Here is a 22,618-nt window from a genome sequence, read left to right on the forward strand (position 1 = left end):
GCCCCCTCCTGCGCTAATTTCTTCCCGTGGACCTCACCTCCGAACAAATCCGCCAAGATGCGGCCAATTGCGATGCCCGCAAGGTCGAGCAAGCCCGCCGCATGAGCCCGCGGGAGAAATTCTTTGCAGGAGCGGAACTGTTTGATGATGCCTGTCAGGTCACCTTGGCTGGTTTGAGGGCCCAGTATCCAACCTTTTCTTCCCAAGATTTGAGGAAAGAATTGAAAAGGTTGCTGGAGATGACCGAAAAAATGGGACGATGACTGGGGCTGCTTTACTTGCTAAGTTCGTAGATTTTCTCAATCAGCGCGAAATCCCTTACATGGTGGTAGGGTCTTTTTCGTCCAATTACTTTGGAGTGCCCCGATCAACCAAGGATGCCGATATCGTAGTAGAGATGGATGCTGACTCGTGGACTCGATTAGCCCGGGAGTTGCCTGAGGGGATGAATATTGAGGCGCAGGGCTTCTTTGAGATGGTGACCGCAACTCGCAAAGAGTTGATTTCGACTGAGGGAAGTCTCTTTGAGATCGAAGTTTTTCATCTCAGTGAAGACGAGTTTGACCAAGAGAGGTTTCAACGTCGAGTCCAGGTTGATTTGGGAGAGGGGGTGAAGACTTGGGTGGCCTCTGCGGAAGATGTTGTGGTGCAAAAGTTGCGCTGGTCCGAACGTGCATTGCGACCCAAGGACTTTGATGATGTGGTGAAAGTTCTCTATCGCCAGCAGGACGCCCTGGACTTCAACTACATCGAATCTTGGTGCCAAAAGCATGGCAGCTTGGAGCACTTGAAAGAAGCGCGCGCGGCAGCGGGAGTATGAGTATCGAGTTGAATGACTCCGTCCTGATGGACATGGCGGGGTGGAAGGTGATGAAGGAGGCCCGGGGCGTGTGGCGCGCCGGGGTGGTCAAGGAGGCGAGCTATCGCAATGGGGTGCTCGAAGGAAAAGTCCCGGGCGCGGGCAAGGCTGGGAAGGCGCGTCTGATTATTCGCTCGGCGACCGATGTCGATAACGAGTGTGGTTGCTACGCCGCGCGCAAGATGGGCGTGGTTTGTGCCCACGTGATGGCGGTCGCTTTGGAGGTCCTGGAGCCCCAGAGCAAGCCGGTCGAGCAGACCGAGAAAAAGGAGGTCGGGCCAAGGATTTCGCCGGATTGGCCAAGCTGGACGGTGGAGGAGAAGGAGGGTGCCCGCCCGGTGCGCCTACGCGTGCTCCTGCCGGTCCATTTGGAAAAAAGCTGGGCCGCGAAGCAGCTCATGGTGGGGGTGGAGGTCGAGGACCTCGATGCGGGCGAGACCGTGATGCTGGCCGCGCTCAAGGGGGAGGAACTCCTTTTCGTGAGCGAGTCCGATGCCGCCGTGCTGGAGGTGTTGCAGAGCATTTCCCCGCAGGAGGTGCCGGGCATCGGCTTCTTGCCTCCTCCCCTTTTTCTTGATTTGTTGGAAGGGCTGGGGGGCCATGGCCGCGTCAGCTTGGGGAAAAAGGAGGCCTTGCGCGTGCAGGTCTCCAACCGACCTCTCCCCATCCGGCGGCTCGGCGACCGGGTCTTTGCCGACTTCACGGGCGGGGTTCCTTTGCTCGATGGCACGCGGGCCTGGTGGTTCGGGCCCACCGATGCCAAGACCGCCCGCCTCTGGCCCATCGGGGCGGGAATTCCCGAGGACCTTGTGCGGGTCTGGACGGTGGGGCTTTCGCTGGAAATGGCCGGGAAACATCGCGCCGCTCTGGACCGCTTTTTCGACCTCTCCCCAGTGGCCGAGGAGCTGCCCACGGTGGCCACGCCCGTCATTCACCTCACCCTCGAGGGCTCGCTCAATCACCTCGCTGCCGAGCTTGCCTTTGACTACGAGGAGTCTAGTAGAGGAAAAGCCTTTCTCCGCGATGAGGAGGGCGAGCGGACGGCGCGGCGCTTCCTGCGCGAATGGGGTTTCGAGAAGGTGCGCGCCAGCTACGTGCTCAAGGACAAGGACGCCATTGTGCGTTTCCATGCCTACGGCCGCGAAAAAGTCCCGGCCGATTGGGTCGTGCGCGAGGGCGAGCGTTTCCGCCACGCCGCCAGTCAGGTGGTGGAGGTGACCCCCGAGATGTCCTTCACCAGCAGCGGCGAAGACTGGTTCGGGGTCAGCCTCGGCTATCGCTCCAGCAACGGCAATCCCCTCGCCGCGGCAGAGGTGCGGCGCATCTTTCAGGGCGGAGACGGGGGGCAGCGCACCTTGCCCGACGGCCGCGTGGTCGTGATGGAGGAAGCGGTCGCCCGCGAGATGGAGGCCTTGCAGCGCGACCTCGAAGGGCGTCAGACCGGTGGCGGCGAGTTGCGCATCAGCGCCGCTCAAGCGGGCTATCTGCGCGAGGCGGTCAAGGATGGCGTCCTCCAGGCAGTGGGCGAAGAGCCCTGGAAAGAGGAGGAATACGAGTGGGACCTTGGTCCGGGGGGAGAAATGCTGCGCAGCTATCAGCGCGCGGGGGTGGATTGGATGCTCAAGCTTTCCAGTCTCGGCATGGGCGGCATCCTGGCTGATGATATGGGCTTGGGAAAAACCCTGCAGACGCTCACTTTCCTCTACGCCACCGGCGGCCAGTCCCTGGTGGTCTGCCCCTCCTCGCTCGTCAGCAATTGGGTGGACGAGGCTGCCAAGTTCTTTCCCTCCATGAAGGTGCTCGCCATCGAGGGACCGAAGCGAAAGAAGACTTTGAAAGAACAAGGCGAAGAAGCCGACGTCCTCGTCACCAGCTACGCCTTGCTGCGCCTCGACCGCGAAGGGTGGCAAGACTGGGGCTTCACCACCGTCATTCTCGACGAAGCGCAGACCATCAAGAATCCCGAGGCCAAAGTCTCGCGGGCCGCCTTTGCGCTCAGTGCCGAGCACCGCTTTGCCCTCACCGGAACCCCGGTGGAAAACTCGGTGAAGGACCTGTGGAGCATCATGAACTTCGTGCAGCCGAGCTATCTCGGCAAGCGCACCGACTTCGCCGAGCGCTACGAAAAGCCTCTCGCCAAGGGAGACGAGCCCGCCCTGCGCGCGCGCCTCGCCCGTCGGCTCCGCCCCTTGCTCCTGCGCCGCCTCAAGACCGAAGTGGCCACCGAATTGCCCGAGAAAATCGAACAAGTGCGCTATGTCGAACTCGGCAAGCGCCAGCGCGAAGTCTACGAAGCCATTCTGCGCGAGAGCCGTCAGCGTGTGTCCGATGCCGAAGGCGGGGCCAAGCGCATGATCGCGCTCAGCGCCCTCCTGCGGCTGCGGCAGGCTTGTTGCGACCTGCGTCTCACTGGTTTGCAGGAGGAAGAGGCCGGTGCGAAAATTGCCCTGTTAGAAGAGTTGCTGGAAGAGGCGGTGGCGGGTGGTCATCGCGTGCTGGTTTTTTCCCAGTTCGTGCAATTCCTGCAAGCGATGGTGCCCATGCTCGCCGAGCGGGGCTGGAAGTCCTGTTACCTCGACGGCTCGACCAAGAACCGGGGCGAGGTGGTGAAGCGCTTTCAACAAAACGACGACATTCCGGTCTTTCTCATCTCGCTCAAGGCCGGGGGAGTGGGGCTCAACCTCACCGCCGCCGACACCGTCATTCACGTCGATCCCTGGTGGAACCCTGCCGTGGAGGCTCAGGCCACCGACCGGGCCTACCGCATTGGTCAGGAGCGGGTGGTTACCAGCTACAAGCTCATCGCGCGCGGCACGGTGGAGGAAAAAATCCTTACCCTGCAGGAGAAAAAGCGCACCCTCATCAGCTCCCTCACCGAAGGCGAAGCGGGCGCGGCCGGAATCAGCGAGAGCGAAGTGCTGGACATCCTGGAAAGCTAAAGGTCGCCGAACGGAGCGCCGACGCCTCGTCGGCCCCAAAAGTGACGTCTACCAACGAGTCCAACGAGTCGCCGCAGCGCCTTGAAACGGTCCTGTGCCGAGGTCCTGCAAGTGGGCAAGAGTGCCCACGCTCCTATCCCGAGGCCTCACCGTAGTTGGTGTGGGTGAGAGTTTTCCAGAGCGTCTTCAAAGGAGCCCCGACACTCTTGTCGGCCCACGGTCCTCGTGGCGACGATGCCACCTCCACCGGCGGGACGCCGGTGCTCCTTGAATGACTTCTCTGAATAATCTCTCCACTTGCGGGAGGCCCACGCTCCCTTTTCGGATTTTGGTTGGTGGAAAAAATTTGAGAAGTCTTGCAACTCTGGGGTGGGTGCGGGGTTGGGCGGGGAAAGGGTGGGATTCGGGTAAGTTCTGCTTGCGGGATGCGTAGCTCTCTCCAAGTTACCCCTGTTTGCCAACCGGGATGATGACGATGTGATGTTAGAAGGAGTGCGGATGTGGAAAAAAGGCTTCCCTGCGGGGGTGTTGCTGGCGGGCTTGGCCCTGGTATCCTGTCAGTTCGAGCGGGCGGTGACTCCGACTCTCGCTCCTGCTTTGGCGGCGGATTTCTCGGGTTCGGGCACGGAGGCGGTGGGCGAGCGATGGTGGCGGGCTTTTGGCGATGGGGATCTCAATTCTCTGGAAAATCAGGCCCTTGGGGGGAGCTTCACCTTGCAGGTGGCGGCGGCGCGTTTGAAGCAGGCCCGGGCGGTTTGGCAACAGGCCCGTTCGCAGTGGGATTTACAGCTGGATGGTTCGGCGGAGAGCACTGTGCTGGAACTGGGGGAGGGGAATTCGGCGGGAGTGTTTGGTCTCGGGCTGGGCGCGTCCTATGAGGTGGACCTCTGGGGGCGCATTCAGGCGGAGGTGGCGGCAGAGGATTTCCGGATGCGCGCGACGGGAGAAGATTATCAGGCGGCGGCGCTTTCTCTCTCCGCGGAGGTGGCGACGACGTGGTTTCAGCTGGTGGAGGCGCGGGCGCAGCAGGACTTGGTGCGGGCGCAGATTGCCACCAATGACAAGGTGGTGCAGGGCTTGGAGAAACGTTTTGTCGAAGGGCAGGGGCGCGGGGTGGATATCTTGCGCCAACGGCAGTTGGTGGAAAGCACCCGCGAGCGGTTGACGGTGGCCGAGCTGCAGACCGGGGTGTTGGAAAACGAGTTGGCGGTGCTGCTGGGGAAGGCGCCGGGGACGGGGTCATTGCCGCAGGGGCATGATTTGCCGTCCTTGCCTGCGGCCCCACGCACGGGAGTTCCGGTGGCGCTCTTGCAACGCCGGCCTGATGTGCGGGCGGCTTTTGAACGCATCAGGGCGGCCGATGCGGAGGTGGCGGTGGCTATTGCGGACCAGTTCCCCCGTCTCACTTTGACGGGTTCGACGGGCAGTGCGGCCGATGGGGTCTCGGCGCTTTTTTCCGATTGGTTGACCCGGCTGGGTGCGGAATTGGTGGGGCCGATTCTGGATGGCGGACGGCGGCGAGCGGAGGTGGAACGCACGCAGGCCGTCTTGGAAGAGAGCATTGCGGATTATCGCCAAACGGTCATCGTTGCAATGAGGGAGGTGGAGAATGCTCTCGTTCGCGAGCGCAAACAACGGCAACGCATCGAGCAATTGGAGACTCAATTGACCCTTGCCGAGCGCAGTTCGCGACAGTTGCAGCGGGAATTTCTCAATGGGGTGAGCGAGTATCTCGATGTGCTCACCGCGCTGGATGGGGAGCAGGACTTGCGGCGGACCTTGCTGACCGCGCGGCGGGAATTGCTGGAATACCGGGTCGCCCTCTATCGCTCCCTGGCGGGTGGTGTGTCGGGTGGAAAGAACTGAAAAAATTTGCGAAAAGAGAAAGAGACGATGGCTGAGGAAGTTGACGAAAAACCACCCCAAGGCGGACGCTGGTGGGTGACCGCGCTGGTGTGTATCGGGCTGATTGTGGGTGGCTGGTTGCTGATGAAGTGGATCGACTCCACTGAGCCGGAGGCGGAGCGCACGCAGGCGGCCAAGCGCACGGCCATGCTGGTGCAGACGATTGCGGCCGAGGCGGGTGACTTCCAGCCACGCATCGAGGCTTTGGGCGAAGTGCAGGCCTCGCGCGAGGTCTCGCTGGGAGCCCGGGTGCAGGGGGAGATCGTGGAGCGGGCGGAGATTTTTACCGAGGGGGGGCTGGTCGCCCAGGGTGACCTGCTGGTGCGTATCGATCCGGCGGATTACCAAAAAATTCTCGCCCAGCGGAAAAGTGAATATGCCCAGGCGCAAGCGGAAGCGGAGCTGGAGGAAGGGCGCAAGAACGTGGCCCAGCTGGATTTGGAGCTCTTGGGGGATTCCATGGAAGTGGAGGATAAAGGGCTGGTGCTGCGCGAGCCCCAGCTGAAGTCCGCGCAGGCGGCGGTCGAGATGGCGGCGGTGGCAGTGGAGCAGGCCCAGCTGGACCTGCAGCGCACGGAAGTGCGGGCTCCCTTCGATGCCCAGGTGCTCTCCCGCGAGGTGGACCTGGGGGCTCGGGTTTCGCCCGGGACGGCATTGGGCCGTCTGGTGGGGCTGGATGAGTATTGGGTGGTGGCCACCGTGCCCATGGCGGCGCTGCGCTGGATTTCCTTTGAGCCCGAGAGTCCTTTGCAAGCGGAGATTCACGATACCGTTTCCTGGGCGGAAGGCGCGATGCGGATGGGGAAGGTGGAGCGTCTGCTGGGAGCGCTGGACGCCGAGACCCGCTTGGCCCGGGTGGTCATCACGGTGGCCGATCCGTTGGGGCGGGAGAATGGCGAGCCGGGGCTGATCCTCGGTTCGCTGCTGGACGTCATTATTCTCGGTGAGACGATTCGCGACGTGGTGCGGCTGCCGCGCCAATATGTGCGCAAGAACGACACCGCGTGGGTCAATGTGGATGAAAAGCTGGCCATTCGCGAGCTGGAGATCGTTTTCCGCGACAAGGACTTTGCTTACATTTCCGAAGGGCTGGCCGCCGGAGAAAAAGTGGTCACCACCAGTCTGGCCTCAGTGACCGAGGGGGCGGCCCTGCGAACCGAAGAAGGCGGCGATGAGTGAGGGAGAGGACAACGGCAAAGGCTTGATCGCCTGGTGGGCGCGCAATTCCATCGCGGCCAACCTGCTGATGATGATTTTGCTCGGGGGAGGGATCTTCACCGCGCTCAAGATTCAAAAAGAGGTTTTTCCGGATTTTGCGGTCGATATTGTGGAGGTGCAGGTGGGCTATCCCGGAGCGGCACCCAGTGAGGTGGAGCAGGGGATTCTGCTGCCCATCGAGGAGACCGTGCGCGGGGTGGAGGGCATCAAGGAGATGAATTCCCAGGCCCAGGAAGGCAATGGCACGGTGAGCATCGAGCTCATCGCCGGGGTGGACCGGATGCGGGCCTTCCAGGATATTGACCAGGCGGTCTCGCGTATCCGCACCTTCCCCGATGATATTGAGCAGCCGGAGGTTCGCCTACAGGCCCGCACGCGGGAGGTGATGAACGTGGTGCTCTACGGGCAAGCCGATGACATGAGCCTGCGGGTGCTTGCCGAGCGGCTGCGCGATCGGCTCTTGAGCGAGGAAGGCATCACCCAGGTGGAGCTGCACCGGGTGCCGGAATACGTGACCCACGTCGAGATTTCACGGGCCAAGTTGCGGGAATACGGACTGACCCTCAGCGAGGTGGCGGGCATCATCCGCGCGTCCAGCGAGGACACGGCGGCGGGCTCGGTAGAGACTCGTGCGGGGGAAATTCTTTTGCGCATGAAAGAGCGCAAGCAGTTCGCGGATGAATTCTCCGGCATCGAGATTCTCGCGGCGGGCTCGGGGGCGACCGTGACCTTGGGCGACATCGCGACCATCCGCGATGGCTTCGAGGAGGGCGAGTTTCCTTCCCAGTTCAATCAGGGGCCTTCCATTCAGGTCAATATTTTCCGCGTGGGGGATCAGTCGCCGCTCGATATCTCCGCCACCGTGGATCGGGTGATGAAGGAGTTCGAGGCCAGTCTGCCCGAGGGCATCAGCTGGCGCATCGACAGCAACAGTGCGGAGGATTTCCGCGATCGCATGATGTTACTCCTCGAAAACGGCGGCCTCGCCATCTTGATCGTGATGGGCATCCTCACCCTTTTCCTCGAAATCCGTCTCGCCTTCTGGGTGATGATGGGGATGACTGCTTCCTTCATCGGGGGCATCATGCTCCTGCCGCTGGTGGGAATCAGCATCAGCATGGTTTCCATGTTCGCCTTCCTCATCGTGCTGGGCATCGTGGTGGATGACGCCATCGTGGTAGGGGAAAATATCTACGAGACACGGCAGCAGGTGCACGATCCGCTGCGGGCGGCTACCCTGGGGGCGAGCGATATTTCCCGGCCGGTGGTCTTTTCCATCCTCACCACCGTCATCGCCTTTGTCCCCCTCATGTTCATCCCCGGCACCCTGGGGAACTTCTGGAAACCCCTGCCCTGGGTGGTCATCCTGGTCCTGCTCGTTTCCCTAGTGGAAGCGCTCTTCATTTTGCCCAGTCACCTCGCGCATCTGCCCCGCAAGAGCGAGCGCAGGGGACTGTCGCTGCAAATCCACAAGCTCCAGCAGCTCTTTCTGAGGGGGTTCGACTGGTTCATCCAGAATGTCTATCGGCGGATCCTCGATGGGGCGCTGCGCTACCGCTACGTGACCATTGTGGGCTCGGTGGTGATGTTCTTGGTGGTCGGGAAATACGCCACCAGTGCGCACATGGGGATGATTCTCATGCCCGAAGTCTCCGCCGACGAGATTGAAGCCGGGATTCGCCTGCCGGTGGGAGTGACCCCCGATCAAGCGGCCCGGGTGGCCAACGAGGTCACCGCTGCCACGCGAAAAATGTTCGATGAGCACGGCCTGGACGAGGTGTCCGATGGCATCAAGACCAACGTGCGGCGGGGCAGCTTTGTCGATGTCGAGATCGTGATGAAACCCCCGGATGAGCGCGACATGACCGCCAAGGAGGTCATTCGCTTGTGGCGGGACGAAATCGAGGACATCGCGGGGGTGAGCCAAATCACGTTCCAAGCGGAGAGTGGTCCCGGCGGCCCGCGTCCCGATGTCTCGGTGAGCCTGAGCCATACCGACACCGATGTCTTGGAAAAGGCGAGTCGCGATCTGCTGGCCAAGCTGGCCGAGTTCACCATTGCCAAGGATGTCAACGACGACTTCGACCGGGGAAAAAGCCAGCTCGACTTCGAGCTCCTGCCCGAAGGGCGGGCCCTGGGCCTGACGGCGGCGGGGGTGGGGCAACAGGTGCGCGATGCCTTCTACGGCGCGCTGGCCCTCCGCTACCTGCGCGGCACCAATGAGGTGGAAGTGCGCGTGAAGCTGCCCAAAAATGAGCGCGAAGACATCCATCACCTCGAGGATCTGGTCATCCAGACTCCCGCCGGCACCGAGGTTCCCCTCATGGAGGTGGTCAAGGTCAAGTCCGGGGAAGCCTTCACCCGCATCAACCGTCGCGATGGCCGCCGGGTGGTCAATGTCTCCATGGACATCGAGCCCAAGCGGGCCATCACCCAGATGATCACAGCGCTGAATATCGACGTCCTGCCCCAGCTGCGGGCCGACTACCCTGGCATCACCTGGACCTTCGAGGGCAGCGAGGCCGATATGCGCGAGTCCACGGCCGCGCTCTGGAGTGGCTTTGGGGTGGCCATCGTCATCATTTACGCCCTTCTGGCGGTCGCCTTCAGCAGCTACATTCAGCCGCTCATTGTGCTCTCGGCCATCCCCTTCGGTCTCGTGGGGGCCATCGCGGGGCATATTCTGCTCGGCTTCGATCTCTCCCTCATCAGCATCATGGGCGTGATTGCCCTCAGCGGGGTGGTGGTCAACGATTCCATCATCATGATCGACTACGCCAACAAGAAGCGGGAAGTCATGCCTGTCTTTGCGGCGATTCGGGAGGCCGGGTTGCGGCGATTCCGGCCTATTCTGCTCACCACCATGACCACCTTTGGCGGCCTCACGCCCATCATTCTGGAGAAGTCCTTGCAGGCGCAATACCTCATCCCCATGGCCATTTCGCTGGGCTTTGGCATCATCTTTGCCACCGCCATCATCCTCGTGCTGGTGCCCTGCCTCTACCTCACGGTGGAGGAGTGGAAAATCCGCATGGGGAAATGAGGGAAAAAGGCTTTTTTGGTAATTGGCTAGTCATTGGAAGAATCTGAATTGAGGATTGGTTTGATGGAGTTTCTTCAAAAACCCCTTGCTGCCTTTCTTGTTGCGATTGGGATCATCGGCTCCCTCCTAGTGGTGGCTTGGGGAGGTTTCTTGGCTCTCCTCATTCCCTCCATCCCCTTATCCTGCGCTTTCTTGGCGCAGAAGGGGTGGCTGCGCCGAGGCTTTGGTGTGGTCACTCTTCTTATCCATCTGGGACTTCTGTTTCTGAGGGCAGGCGGGGAAGGAATAGACCTTTCAATTCCGCTCGTGTTTTTTGGTCCTGCCAAATCTCTTTACCATCGCGGGCTATCTTTGTGGCAGAAAGACCGGGTGAAGATATGCGGACCATCTGGGAAAAGGAGCGGGCGCGCTGGAGTGGCAGAATCTGGCAGGCCCCTGTCTGCGGCATTGTGAAACGGTGCCTCTTCCGGTAATTGAGAATCGGTCAACGCGGATGAGTTCGTCGGTGGCCGAGCTCCGGGTGCGCAGATCGCGGAAGATCCCGATCTCGTAGAGATAGTTCGAGACACTATTTCGGGCTCTGGTAGCGGTCGGAGGGGGAGTGAGTTTGAGACCGTGGATTACTGGGGGCAAGTAAAAACTATTATTTTAGTTGAAGGCTTTTTGTTAATCTGAGTGGTGATGAAGTTTCTCCAGCGTTTGCTCATCTTCTGCGGGATCGGTCTTTCCCTCTTTCTTCTATCTTGTTCGTCCTCCGAGGCCCCGGTCAATCTCAGGGAAGCCAAGCGTGTTTCCAGGGGAGAATCGCGCCAGGGAGTGGGGCTCTACCGCATTTATCAGGGGTCGGCTTCGGCCACCGAGATGGTCTTGATGAACAAGCACCACGGGGAGGTTCTCGCCCGCGTGCCCATTCGCCATCAGTATGCCAGCGAAGATCAGCCCAGCGACTGGGTCGAGGTGGTCTGGAATGCGGAGGGCACGGCGGTGGCCATCCACGACAGTCTGGACCGGGATAGCAAGCTGATGGTCTATCGTCGGCGAGCAGACGGGGGCTTCCAGCGGGTGCCCTTGCCGGAGTTCACGGTGTATTCGGTGGGGCACTACGCCGGGACGGACCGGACGATTCGCCGCTGGGCCGAGAAACCCCTGCGCTGGCTGGGGGAACGGCTGCTGGTGGTGGAGTTCCGCTACGTGGGCAAGCAGGACAATCGCCTTTATTTCCGCAAGACTCTTTCTTTTGAGCAAAACGGGCAGTTTGGCGGATTCGTCGGCGGATGAGGCCCCGACGGAGTCATTTTTTCCCGTAGGTCACCTTTTTCTTCGCGCCTGGCTTTTCGGCGAGGCCCGCCTTTTCCTTGAGTTGCTTGATTTGGTCGCGCAGGTGGGCCGCGCGCTCGAATTCCAGCTTGGCGGCGGCTTCCTGCATCTCGCCTTCCAGCTCGCGGAGCACTTCGGTAGCGTTGTAGACGAGGTCGTCTTCCGCGACGAGGCTCTGATTGACCTGGCGTCCTTTGCTACTGGATTCGTCGTATTGATGCAGGCTCTGCTGCACCTTGCGGACGACGCTCTGGGGCGTGATGCCGTGCTGCTCGTTGTATTCCTGCTGCTTGGTGCGGCGGTATTCGGTGACGTCGATGAGGCGCTGGATAGAGTCGGTGACCTTGTCGCAGAAGAGCACGCACTCGCCATTGACGTGGCGCGCGGCCCGTCCGGCGGTCTGGATGAGAGAGGTCTCGTTGCGGAGAAAGCCCTCCTTGTCGGCATCGAGAATGCAAACCAGAGAGACTTCCGGTAGGTCGAGGCCTTCGCGGAGGAGGTTGATGCCGACGAGAATATCGAACTCGGCGGCGCGGAGGGCGCGGAGGATTTCCACCCGCTCGACGGCATCGATGTCGGCATGCAGGTAGCGCACCTTGAGGTCCACCCCGCTGAGGTAGTCGGTGAGGTCCTCCGCCGTTTTTTTGGTCAAGGTCGTCACCAGCACCCGTTCGCCGCGCTCCACCCGCTGCCGGCAGAGCTCGATGGTCTCGTCGATCTGGCCCTTGAGAGGCTTGAGATGAAGGATGGGATCGAGCAAGCCGGTGGGACGGATGATTTGCTCGACGACAAGAGGTTTTCCCCGTTTGCCCGGATCGAAGTCGGCCACCGCTTCCTCGCTGCCGCTGGTCTGCACCTTCATTTTTTTCAAGGCCAGGAAGTCGAGACCCCGGCCTTCGGCGTCTCTCTTGATGTCGAGATAATGCTTGTTGTCCGGGCGCGAATTGGCGAGCTCGAAGACCCCGGGAGTGGCGGAGACGTAGAGCCGCTGGGTGGTCTGCTCCATGAATTCGGGGAATTTCAGAGGGCGGTTGTCCAGGGCGCTGGGGAGGCGGAAGCCGTGCTCGACGAGGACGGTCTTGCGGCTGCGGTCGCCCTCATACATGCCGCCAATCTGGGGTAGGGAGACGTGGCTCTCGTCGATCATGAGGAGGAAGTCCTTCTCGGCAAAGAAGTCCAGCAGGGTGTATGGGCGCGCGCCCGGCGGCCGGCCGGTGAGGTGGCGGGAGTAGTTCTCGATCCCTTGGCAAAAGCCCATTTCCTCCATCATCTCCAGATCGTAATCGGTGCGCATCTTCAGCCGCTGGGCCTCGATGAGCTTGCCCGCTTTCTCAAAGGCGGCCACTTGCTCGGCGCATTCCGCCTTGATGGCCCGCATGGCATCCTTCATCTTGGTGCGGTCGGTGACGAACTGTTTGGCAGGGAAAAAGGTGTGGGATTCCAGTCGGTCGATGACGGTGCCGCGTAGGGCATCGATGCTGGAAATGCGCTCGATCTCGTCGCCAAAGAACTCCACCCGGATGGCGGTCTCGTCGAGGTAGGCGGGCTGGATTTCGACGACATCGCCGCGCACCCGGAATTTTCCCCGGCCAAAGGCGATGTCATTGCGTTCGAAGAGGAGGTTGACCAGCTCCTTGAGAAACTCGTCGCGTCCGATTTCTTTCCCCACCCAGACCGGCAGCATCGCGCTTTCATAATCATCGGGCGAACCGAGACCGTAGATGCAGGAGACCGAGGCCACCACGATGACGTCCTGCCGGGTGAGCACCGAGCCCATGGTGGAGAGGCGCATGCGCTCGATCTCATCGTTGATGGAGGAATCCTTTTCGATATAGGTATCGGTGCGGGGGATATAGGCCTCCGGCTGGTAGTAATCGAAGTAGGAAACAAAATATTCGACCGCGTTTTGGGGGAAGAAGTTCTTGAACTCGGAGTAGAGCTGGGCGGCGAGGGTCTTGTTGTGGGACATGATCAGAGTCGGCTTTCCGATATTCTGAATCACATTCGCCATGGTGAAGGTCTTGCCCGAGCCCGTGACCCCGAGCAGGGTCTGGTGCTGGTTGCCGGCCTGGAGAGACTTGGTGAGCTTGGCAATGGCCTGGGCTTGATCGCCGGCAGGCTGGTAGTCACTGGCAAGTTGAAAGGGCATGGCCCAATCTGCGCCGAAACGGCTCCGAGTCCAATGGGGAAATTCTCACCTTCACTCTCCCGGGGACCTTCGGCGCCGTCGCAGGGCGAGAACGAGCCCGGCAAGAAAGGGGTAGGATGCCGAGCTGGGTTCGGGCACCGTCGCAGGCTCGATGACGACGCGGTCAATGCCAGTGTTGCCACTACTGGAGATGAGCAACTCGCTGATTCCAGACCAGCCGAGGGACACGCTCTGTAGGGAGGTCACCCCGGTGAGGGTGAGTTCCTGGTCGGGAGCTGTTGTCGCGCTGATTCCCTGAATGGTGATGTTCAATGCGCCGCTTTCGATTTCTTCGCGCCCCACTTCGAGGGACTGAATGATGAAGGCGCCCTCGTCGTAGCGGATCGTGATTTGGTTTCCCGCAGCGAAGCCAAGGTAGCCTGTGGCATTGCCCTCCATGACCTGGTCCTCCCCGGGAGAGTAGGCTAGGACCGCCGCATTGGGATTTGCGGAGCTGAAGAGAAGGCCATTTTCTTCATAGGGCTCGAAGGAGTTGATGGGGCGAATGCCGGAATCCCATTCGAAGTGAGCGGTGACCGCACCATACACTGGGGAGAGGGTGACACCCAAGAAGTAGGCTGCGAGGGTTCGGCTCTTGCTTGTTGCGTTCGTTTTCATCGTTTTGAGCAGGGGTCAGGGTTGGCGGAATCAGTTTCCGGCATAGCTGTAGGTGCGGAAATGGAGTTTGATATCAGTCACCGAGTTGATGAAGCGGGCCAAGCCCTCGTCTTCTTCGGACAGGAGCTCGAGCGCGGGAATCACGAGTTTCCATTGGGTGTTCCAGACCGAGCGCCCGACCAAGCGACTACTGGTGTAATCGGCGGCCAAGGGGGTGTAGAAGTAGTCTTCGCGATTGACCGCCCGGAAGGCGTTGTGTCGACGAGGGATGCGGAATTCTTCAGTCAGGCTTTCCCCATTGCGGTAGTATTCACCTTCATTGAAGTCATTGGCTCCGATGTTGAAGGGGAGGGGGAGGGCATGATCGTGAACCATCCAGCGACGGAAATCCCGTGTGTCGCCCAAGGGGGGCGCACGCATCAGGTCGACTCCCGTGGGCAAGAGGAAGACATGGGGAGTGGAGCTGAGCGCGTCGTCATGGTTGTGGCTGGGGTCTCCGCTTCCCGATTGGCAGATGAGGCAAGGGTCCATTCCTTGATACCCTTCCAAGACCACTCCCACCGAAGAGATTTTTGTCGCGAAATTCGTGACGGTGAAGTTGTGATCTCCCGCCGCGAGGGGATGGCCGAAGAGATTGCGGCCTTCCTCAATCGTGGTGGGGAAAGAGAGAACAATTCCGGCTTGGGCACCGAGAGTCTCCTGATTGACCTGGAGGGCATGGGTCGCGATGTCGGAATCGAAGGCGAGGTCGTCGAGGACGAGGCTCTCCAAGAGTTGTCTCCAGGCAACGTCCCCTTCTGGCCCATCGGGGATGCGGAAGAACTCACGTCGTAAGGAGACGGTGGTGCCGTAGGTCTCGGGATTGTTGAAGCCGAGGCGGCCCTCCACCACTTCCCAGTCAGCCTTCATGCGAGCGAGGAGGCCGGATAGGCCCGGGTCTCCGGCCGAACTTCCTCCGAAGGTGGGCTGTCCGTTCTCTCCCACAATACCAAGGGCGCGGGAGGCGATGATGTCACCGAGATACTCCTTGCCTTCGGCAGAGCCGAGGAGACCGGTTTCGTAGTCGTAGGCCTGGGCCGCGAGGAAGGTGTAGCGAGATGCCCAGTCGAGGAGGGTCTGGTATTCGTCCAAGGCTTCGGTGCGGAAGGCGCGGAAGGCGACATCGCGGGTGCGGTAGCCTTGCACGGTGGCGGCGGCGCGCTTGCGGAAGGTTTCGCGGAGACGCAGGATGGTTTCCCCGTCGGCTACGAGGGTGTTGTAACCTTCCACTGCCCGACGATATTCCACATAGGCAGCGTCGACCTCATAGATGCGAGCCAGAACTTCTCGATATTGGTTGAGCATATCGGTGATGAGTTCGCGCAGCGCGTCGTCTCGTTCTAGCAAGGTTTTTTCATTCTCGATAAAGATCTCGAATTGCTCGTGCGCTTTCTCAAGGGCAGTGAGAGCCATATCCATGGCATCTTCCCCAAAGGTGGTGGGAATCTTGGTCGTGATTGCAGAGGCTAGGGCCGCTGCGCGGGCTGCCGAAGTGATGTCCGGGGAAACACCCACTGATTCGGGGAAGGCAAGCCTGACGGCGAGGAAGCTCTCGTCGATGGTTCGTTCTACGGTAACGAATTTCTTTTTGATGTATTCGAGACCAGGCACAATCAGTTTGTAAGCGAGTTGTTCAAAGACGAGGGTGCTGTCCAATTTTCGGTCCGCTATCTTGTTCTCCAGGTCTTTGCGGACATCTTGCATCGAGGCGAGGAAGAACTTGCGGTCCTCCTGCATGTCCCACAGGGCAATGTAGAATTGTTCCTCGGCCAAGCGGACGGCGTTGAGCTGTTCTTGAATCGTTCCATTGGCCGGACGGGAGCCGTCGGAAGCAGAGACCAATTGGTAAGGGCCAGTGCTTTCCTGGACCGTATAGTTCACGGTGCGCGAAGTTTCGGACGCGCCATCGAGGTTGGAAACCTCCGTGAGGTATGGGTTGATGAGAACGCTCCCGGGACCGATTTCAATGAGGCCGAGTTGGGAGAGCCCCAAGGCCTCGATTTCGGAAAGATCGATATCAATGATGGAATTGACAATCAGCGGGTTTTCGAGAGTGTTGATAAGCCCGTCATCCTTCACCATGAGACTGAAGGTCTCGGTGGCATTTCCGTTCTCACCAGAGTCCGGGAAGGCGAAGAGCTGCTCTTTGGTGAAGACTTCGTAGGGTCGGGAGATCTTGTTGAAATGATAGAGATCCGGGCCTTCATAGCCTTGGGCGTAGGTCTTGCCGGGGCCGATGTCTGAGGGATAGGGCATACCGTAGAGAGCGATGAGTTCGTTGACGTAGGCTCGCTCTTCATCCGCGATGGTTTGACCCAGGTTGACTTGCTGGTTTTCCAGCGAGCGAAGGAGATGCGTGCTGGCGGAAGCCCGTTCAAAGACGGTATTGGCATTGCCGAGGGCGCGCACGGCTCGATCATAGATTTGTTCGAAGTGAGTTTTGCCCTCCGCCAGTTCGTCGGGAGAAATGTCAAAAAGGAGGCTGTCTTCCGCAAGGTCCAAAGGGTTTTGCTTGCGATTGGCCGAGTCGATTTGGCGTTGGATTTTGTTACCCAGCGCAGCGAGTTCATTGAGTTCGGCCACCGTGGTGCGGTCGATTTTTTGCACGCCTTCGTTGACGGTATCTTCTTCCGGGAGAATGGCATTACCCACGACCCAGTGGAAGTAAGCCCCTTGGCCTCCACGGGAAGCCCAGTCGGCGGCTCCCCAGTGGCGGGTGCGTCCGGTGTTGGAGTTCTCGCGTCCATCAGCGAGGTTTTCCCATCCGGCGGTCGGATTTTGGAAGGCCCGACGGCGTTCGAGAGAAAGGATTTGGTCCGAGGTTCGCACGGTGGCGACAGCGGCGGCGGCGAACTTGCGCTCGTCGAGATAATCCACGGTTACGGGTTGGCCGAGAATGTTGACCGCTTCCACGCGTGTTCCCCAGGTGAACTCCGTATCCTCGAGTAAACGATAGTAATTCTTCAGCGCAGAGAGGTAATGGCCATAGGCATCTCCATGGGCTTGCGGGAACATGTGTTGGGCATCGACCGCGTCCACCCGACCATCGGAATTGTCGTCATCCTGTTCATGGATGTTGTAATTGAGGGCATAGATGACTTCGCCGGCATCAATTCCTCTGGTGTAGTTCCAATACAGTCGATTGTAAGCCGGCCGGGTTTGCACGCCAGGGGCGAGGAAATCATCGCGTCCGCGCAAGAGCCCCAGCTCTTCTTCCAAAAGACTGGGCACTTGGCCTTGGAAGGCGAAGCGGGCGGTGGCGGTGTTGCGGAAGGTTTCTTCGAAGCCGGCCGCGAGGGCAGGCTCGGCAATGGTCCCGATGTTTTGAGCATCGTAAGAGACCGTGGGGTTGAGAGCGTCAGCATAGGCCTCATTCCCCAGTGCCATATAAAGATCATTGAGGTAACCGGCTGCCAGCAGAAGGGCATCGTTGGCCGGGCCATAGTCGATGGAAGGGGTGCCGTCGATGGAGAGGCTCATTCCTCGCTTCAGAACCGTCTCGTAGATTTCGATCAATCCCGCATCTTGCACCGCATCCAGATTGAGAGCGATATCACCCTCCCAGCGCGTTCCGGCTTGGGTCAGGAGACTGACATCGGAGTCGATCGCATTCTGATAGAAGTCACTGATGCGCTGGTTGAAAGGATTGATGCCTGCGAGAACGCGTTTGATCCAGCCTTCCACGAGCACGGGAGAAGTCCAATCAGACCAGCCGGGATGTTCTTCCGTATAACCTCCGGCCGGATAGAGGGAGTGTCCTTCGATGGGGCGATAACGCATGACATAGTAGTTGTCGGAAAGGGTTTCCACGCCCGCTCCGGAGACCAGGTGGCGATTTTTGCCGACTTCCGGGAGGCCGACACTGACGAAGTTGTCTTCCACATGGGTGGTTCGGATGGTCAGGCCCAGACGAACCTCAAAGACGAGTCGGCGGGCGCCTTCCGAATCACTATGAGGTCCGGTGTGGATGAAGGCCAACTCCGTGGGACTGTCGGGATTGAGGAGTTTGCCTGGGACTCTGAAGAGAGAGAATCCTTCTTCACCAATCAGGGGCACGGCAAGGTCCGAGGGCGGACTGACGGTTTCGGTGTCAATCTGGTCTGGATTTCCGAAGCGGATCACGGGCTCGCTGCCATCCAAGCTGAGGGCGAGTCCGTCGAGGTCGTCTTTTTTGATGGAGACGTAGAGGTCTGCAAATTCGGAATTCTCGTCGAGCAGTGAGGAGAAATCGACGCTTGCCCGCAGGCGTTGCCGGGGAGTCTCCGCTCCGAGATTGAGGGGCGGCAGATCGGAGCCGGAAGTGGCAAGCTCGAGCAAGGTGTAGGTGGCGTCACCGACGGGATGGCTGGCCTGGTTTCCGTCGACTCGATCATCCCATTGCGCGGGTGAGTCGTTGGGGCCGTTGTTGTCATCAATGGCAAATTCCAGACTATCGGGAAGCGGAAACAGTTCGTTGGTAAAGGTGTAGACCGCTGGGGGTTGGCCATTGAGAGGAGGGGATTTCATCCATTGGAATTCGAAGTAATCCGGACGACCGGCAAAGTCCCCCGTGAACTGCACGGTGACATTCTCTGAAAGGGGATTGGCCGCGGTGAGAGGCTTCAATTCGCCCTGATAGAGTTCCTCTCCTACCCGGAAGATATGCATGGCCACGGGCTCTTCTTCTGGGGTGTAGGCCGAACCATTGCCAGTGAGCAGGACCACGTATCCCGAGCCTCCGCCGGTGGCGGAAAGGGCGTAGCTATCGACCGCTTGGTTGGGGGAAAGGATTTCCTTGGGGGCGGTGGGAGGAGTGCCTGCTCCGATGATCCCTTCCATGAGAAGGCCGAGAAAGGCCTCTAAACCGTGACTTTGGAGGAAGGGGAAGGTGTCTCGGAGTTCAGTGGTGGAGCCTTGTCCATCCGGGAGGGTGACGAGGAATTCAAAAGCGAGACTTCGGATTGCCGTTTCCCATTCGGCCCGTAAAGGATCCGATTCACTGCAGAGATTGTCGATGGTTTCGATATCTGCGGGAGTCAAGACATTGGGAAGGAGGTAATCTTCCCCTGCGGGCTCATCGAAGAACTCTCCGATGAAGACGAGGGCTCCCAGCTCTCCGACTGCCGAGTCGTAGAACAGGCGTTCCTGGAGATGGCTGGGAAGGCCTTGGAAGTAGGAGCGGCCGCCATAAATGGTAGTCGCCACGCTGCCCGGGAGACTGCTGAGACCCGTCGGGGAGAGTGGTGCGGTTCTTTGCGCCGTGGGATCATAAAGTGAGACGCTGGGTTGTTGGGCCGCGAAGTCGGAGGCGATGGATTGTTGATAGAGAATTTCGGTAGAGCTCTGACCACGCACTTGGGGCAAGCCGGACTTGGGCAAGGTGAGGGTTTCCGCAAAATGAAGAACCGGAGTTTGCTCGGGCCAAGAAGGGCGGTAGTTGACGGTGAGAGGTGTCCCGGTGATGGGATCGCCGATGGGAAGATCATTCTCATCCAGTGGGCGGAGGTAGGGCACAATGGTTCCCACTGCGGGAGCCTCGTCAACTCCCCCCGCACCGGGGAAGGCGAATCCTTCCCGGGTCTTGTAGTAATACTACACTTGGAGGGCTGAGGAAGCTTCCCCGCCATCGTGAGGTCCGCGGTAGATCCAGAGGTTGCCCTTCCGATCCTCGTAGGTGAAGCGGTCGTAGTGCGTCAGGTTATCACTAGCAGGTCCGTTGGTGACCGGATCCAAGTTCACGGGGGTCACTTCCGTATTGGCGGTTTCTCCCTCCGCATTGAGCGGGGGTTCCAGTAGAGGAAGAGGCATGGGCGATTGCAGAATGGTCCCTGCGGTAGCGGTGTAGTCGAAGGAGTATTCCGCATTTTCACGCACGACCCGGAAGGGACGCATGGCGGGCCGGTCATCGTCTTCTTGGTAGGAAAGGAGCACAAAGGGTTCCGAGCTGGTGCTTTCCTCGTTCAGATCGTCGCGCAAGGCATAGGCTTGCCCGCCTAGCATGAGGGCGTGTTCTTCATTGGGGTTGTAGCCAGTAGCAGTCGGGTCATTTTGCACATAGAGAGTGCCCGCAGCTTGATTGGAGGGGAGGTCACCCGATCCCCGGTTGGAGGCGAGCACGATCTCGGCGGCATCGGTCGGCCAGACGAGGTCGTAGTGCCCGACGATACTGGGAATGTAGACAGGTTCAAAGACATCGGCAAATTGCGCGGGCGGCTCCATCCGCTTGAACCACCAGACGCGGAGCTCGTCGTTACCGGGGAGAGCGTTGACTGGGATGATGGCTCCACTTTCAGCATTGACCACACCGCCGGATGAATAGGGAGAAAGGTAAGAGTTGGGATTGTAAGCATCACCACGGGTGCCATCAAAGTCTTCGACGATGAATCCCGCGCTGCTGTCGGCTTCTGGCGGGGCTTCGATTCGCTGCCCCACGGTGACTGTTTCCCGCAGGTCGAACCCTTCGATGCCATCCTGGTCTCCTAGGACCTCTTCGCTCGCGGTGTAGATGCGGGCATACCAGAAGGCATTCTGGGCCTGGAAGAGCACGAGAGAACGATTGATTCCGTCGTCTCCCAGCGAAACGAAGAGATTTTGCTGCAGGTCAAATTCGGCTTCCTCTCCCTCCGGATCATCCTGATAAATGAGTTTAGGGGTGTTATTGGAAGGGAGATCAATCCAGCTTTGCGAACTATCGGCCGGGTTAGTGGGACGCACAAAGACGCCTTCGAAGTCCGCAATGTCTTCTGGCCAAGAAATTTGGTAGGAGTTGAGAAGTTGGGGCCACTTGATGGTGTGGGCTCCCTCTTTCAACCAGTAAAATTGCACTCGTTCGGGAATGTCATTCTCCCGCACCGCGTAGTAGAGAAGCTTGTTTTGGTAATATTGCGTCTCGATGTAGGAATCGCCTCCAAAGTAAAGATCAACAGGGGAAGGGGTGAGGGTGTCGTCCGGGAGAGAGGGTAAAATTTGTCGACCCACCTCGACTTCGGCAAGGGTGGAGCGTAGCTCGCGACTGACCTCAATGACTTCGATGCCGAGGTATTCACGGAGGCCGGACCCATCGGCCCCACGTGGGCGTCCAAGGTATTCGATGAGGACGCGTCCTTCCTTGTTGTAGGCGCGAAGCTGTTCTTGCTGCAAATCGAACCAGACAGTGGTTTTTGGCAGCAAACTGGGGTCAATGGGATTTTCGGGTTGGACAACCTCATTCTCTTCCACGGTAGCGGGCATCTTGTCGCTGTAGATGAGTTTGACCTGAGAGACGATGGCGCGGGGGATTGTTACTGCGGGAGCGTCAGAGCCGGCTTCCGTCCAATAGAGAGGACGTCGGGTGCGATTGGTGCCGGCTCCGATGCGCAGAACACTCTCGGAGGTTTGGTACTGCCCTTCATGAGGCTCGGCAGTGACCCAGATGAGAGCGATTTCACCGGTTTGAGAGGCAAAGACCATCTCTGCATGGGGGCTGTAGTAGTAAGGTTCGGTAAAGGACTCGTCGACGGGCGCGGGTTGCCCGTTGTTGATGACTTCTCCCGGACGGGCGGGCTCACGGCGCCAGTGGGAGCGTGCTTCGGCCAGGGTGAGAGGATTGCCGAGGTAATCCTCCAGAGGAGGCAGGACTTCGTCACCGTAGAGGAAGTCGCTGCCGGCACTGACGAATCCATATCCGAGCGTTGACGAAGACATGATGTAGTCTCCCGTCGAGGTGCTGACCGGGGAGTGGACGGTGTTTTCGTTGCTGGACACTTTGGAAGTGCCTGCGGAAGTGGTCGCGGCCGCACTATCCTGGCGTTTGGCCGGGAGAGGCTGGTTGTCGTCCGGCGAGAGCAGCCGGTTTTCGACGGAGGGCGTCATTTGTGCGAGGGCACTGCTAAGGGCGAGGAGAGTAGTGAGGAGAAAGATGCGTGATTTCATGGGCCGAATGCGGGTGAGGTGCAAGAGGGCAGGGGAAGGAGAACTTCCCCTGCGGGGTAGCTGGGGCTGACGTCCCCAAGGAGAGAAGCGTCCGTTGATTTCTCCTAAAAATAGCCAATCAGTGTGACGTGGGATTTACCTCCATTGTCGTTATTCCAGTTGTCCGCCGTGTTGTGTATGTATTTGATTTGATAGTTGCTGTTGTCGGTGAACGGGACAAAAACAGTCCCCGAAGACCAGTTCCCCCCGTAGGAAACCAATCCGTTTGCTCCCCAAGGCGAGACCTCGTTGGAGGGGATGTGACCGTTGGATTGGTTGAAGGCGACTCCTCCGTTGGTACTCTCATGACCGGAGACGAGGACTTGAAGAATCACTCCGCGAGACCCGATAGGGATACCGTGTGAAGTGGTGTTGAAATCATAAGTCCCCGTGCCGCTTTTGCTTGTCCAGATCGTTTTGACCTGGTGAGAAGGCAAAAAGTGAGGAGCACTAGCGACCCTCCAAGTTTCCCATTCGCGTCAGGTTAAGAGCCTAACCGATTCGTAGCCAGCAAATTAGATTGGCAAAAACCACCTTTTTCCCTTGACAAGTCGAGCAGCGCG

12 protein-coding genes are annotated in these 22,618 nt (G+C 59.6%); 7 read left to right on the forward strand and 5 right to left on the reverse strand.

Going from position 1 to position 22,618, the window contains the following annotated elements; all coding sequences use genetic code 11:
• The first annotated feature begins 26 nt into the window (after positions 1–26).
• The 7 genes from JIN78_RS12805 (at position 27) to JIN78_RS12835 (ending at position 11,242) form a co-directional block, all read left to right on the forward strand.
• Complete coding sequence (locus JIN78_RS12805; RefSeq protein ID WP_200392374.1) at positions 27–263, forward strand: hypothetical protein; 237 nt, start codon at positions 27–29, stop codon at positions 261–263.
• Positions 260–820: a hypothetical protein gene (locus JIN78_RS12810; protein ID WP_200392375.1), complete on the forward strand. Its 561-nt coding sequence runs from the start codon at positions 260–262 to the stop codon at positions 818–820. Before JIN78_RS12805 ends, JIN78_RS12810 begins: the two co-directional genes overlap by 4 nt.
• On the forward strand, positions 817–3,798 hold the full coding sequence (locus JIN78_RS12815) for a DEAD/DEAH box helicase (protein ID WP_200392376.1): 2,982 nt from the start codon (positions 817–819) through the stop codon (positions 3,796–3,798). The genes JIN78_RS12810 and JIN78_RS12815 overlap by 4 nt, the downstream gene beginning before the upstream one ends.
• Before the next feature lie 480 nt (positions 3,799–4,278).
• Entirely contained in the window at positions 4,279–5,664 is a 1,386-nt protein-coding gene (locus JIN78_RS12820) for an efflux transporter outer membrane subunit (RefSeq protein WP_234037981.1), read from the forward strand.
• A 27-nt stretch (positions 5,665–5,691) separates the two neighbouring features.
• Positions 5,692–6,882: an efflux RND transporter periplasmic adaptor subunit gene (locus JIN78_RS12825; protein ID WP_200392378.1), complete on the forward strand. Its 1,191-nt coding sequence runs from the start codon at positions 5,692–5,694 to the stop codon at positions 6,880–6,882.
• The gene (locus JIN78_RS12830; protein WP_200392379.1) at positions 6,875–9,964 is read left to right on the forward strand and encodes an efflux RND transporter permease subunit; all 3,090 of its coding nucleotides are present in this window, start codon (positions 6,875–6,877) and stop codon (positions 9,962–9,964) included. The genes JIN78_RS12825 and JIN78_RS12830 overlap by 8 nt, the downstream gene beginning before the upstream one ends.
• Positions 9,965–10,645: 681 nt before the next feature.
• Positions 10,646–11,242 carry a hypothetical protein gene (locus tag JIN78_RS12835; RefSeq protein ID WP_200392380.1) on the forward strand — a complete coding sequence of 199 codons (597 nt, stop codon included), beginning with the start codon at positions 10,646–10,648 and terminating at the stop codon, positions 11,240–11,242.
• 13 nt (positions 11,243–11,255) lie between these two features.
• Here JIN78_RS12835 and JIN78_RS12840 read toward each other — a convergent pair whose 3' ends face one another.
• The 5 genes from JIN78_RS12840 to JIN78_RS12860 form a co-directional block, all read right to left on the reverse strand.
• Complete coding sequence (locus JIN78_RS12840) at positions 11,256–13,430, reverse strand: excinuclease ABC subunit UvrB (protein WP_200392381.1); 2,175 nt, start codon at positions 13,428–13,430, stop codon at positions 11,256–11,258.
• 51 nt (positions 13,431–13,481) lie between these two features.
• A complete protein-coding gene (locus JIN78_RS12845) occupies positions 13,482–14,087 on the reverse strand; it encodes a hypothetical protein (protein ID WP_200392382.1) in 606 nt (201 codons plus the stop codon).
• A gap of 30 nt (positions 14,088–14,117) precedes the next feature.
• Positions 14,118–19,631: a hypothetical protein gene (locus JIN78_RS12850; RefSeq protein WP_200392383.1), complete on the reverse strand. Its 5,514-nt coding sequence runs from the start codon at positions 19,629–19,631 to the stop codon at positions 14,118–14,120.
• 66 nt (positions 19,632–19,697) lie between these two features.
• Positions 19,698–22,016 carry a hypothetical protein gene (locus tag JIN78_RS12855; protein WP_200392384.1) on the reverse strand — a complete coding sequence of 773 codons (2,319 nt, stop codon included), beginning with the start codon at positions 22,014–22,016 and terminating at the stop codon, positions 19,698–19,700.
• Positions 22,017–22,120: 104 nt separating this feature from the next.
• Positions 22,121–22,390 (reverse strand): hypothetical protein, encoded by a 270-nt coding sequence (locus tag JIN78_RS12860; RefSeq protein ID WP_200392385.1) that lies wholly within the window; start codon positions 22,388–22,390, stop codon positions 22,121–22,123.
• Positions 22,391–22,618 lie beyond the last annotated feature (228 nt).

Source organism: Roseibacillus ishigakijimensis (assembly GCF_016595415.1).
Classification (GTDB): domain Bacteria; phylum Verrucomicrobiota; class Verrucomicrobiia; order Verrucomicrobiales; family Akkermansiaceae; genus Roseibacillus; species Roseibacillus ishigakijimensis.

Bases quoted from the DNA above. Each gene is read 5' to 3' on its own strand.
- JIN78_RS12810 (WP_200392375.1), top strand. From the start codon at position 260: ATGACTGGGGCTGCTTTACTTGCTAAGTTCGTAGATTTTCTCAATCAG.
- JIN78_RS12815 (WP_200392376.1), top strand. From the start codon at position 817: ATGAGTATCGAGTTGAATGACTCCGTCCTGATGGACATGGCGGGGTGG.
- JIN78_RS12820 (WP_234037981.1), top strand. From the start codon at position 4,279: ATGTTAGAAGGAGTGCGGATGTGGAAAAAAGGCTTCCCTGCGGGGGTG.
- JIN78_RS12825 (WP_200392378.1), top strand. From the start codon at position 5,692: ATGGCTGAGGAAGTTGACGAAAAACCACCCCAAGGCGGACGCTGGTGG.
- JIN78_RS12830 (WP_200392379.1), top strand. From the start codon at position 6,875: ATGAGTGAGGGAGAGGACAACGGCAAAGGCTTGATCGCCTGGTGGGCG.
- JIN78_RS12835 (WP_200392380.1), top strand. From the start codon at position 10,646: ATGAAGTTTCTCCAGCGTTTGCTCATCTTCTGCGGGATCGGTCTTTCC.
- JIN78_RS12840 (WP_200392381.1), bottom strand. From the start codon at position 13,430: ATGCCCTTTCAACTTGCCAGTGACTACCAGCCTGCCGGCGATCAAGCC.
- JIN78_RS12845 (WP_200392382.1), bottom strand. From the start codon at position 14,087: ATGAAAACGAACGCAACAAGCAAGAGCCGAACCCTCGCAGCCTACTTC.
- JIN78_RS12855 (WP_200392384.1), bottom strand. From the start codon at position 22,016: ATGAAATCACGCATCTTTCTCCTCACTACTCTCCTCGCCCTTAGCAGT.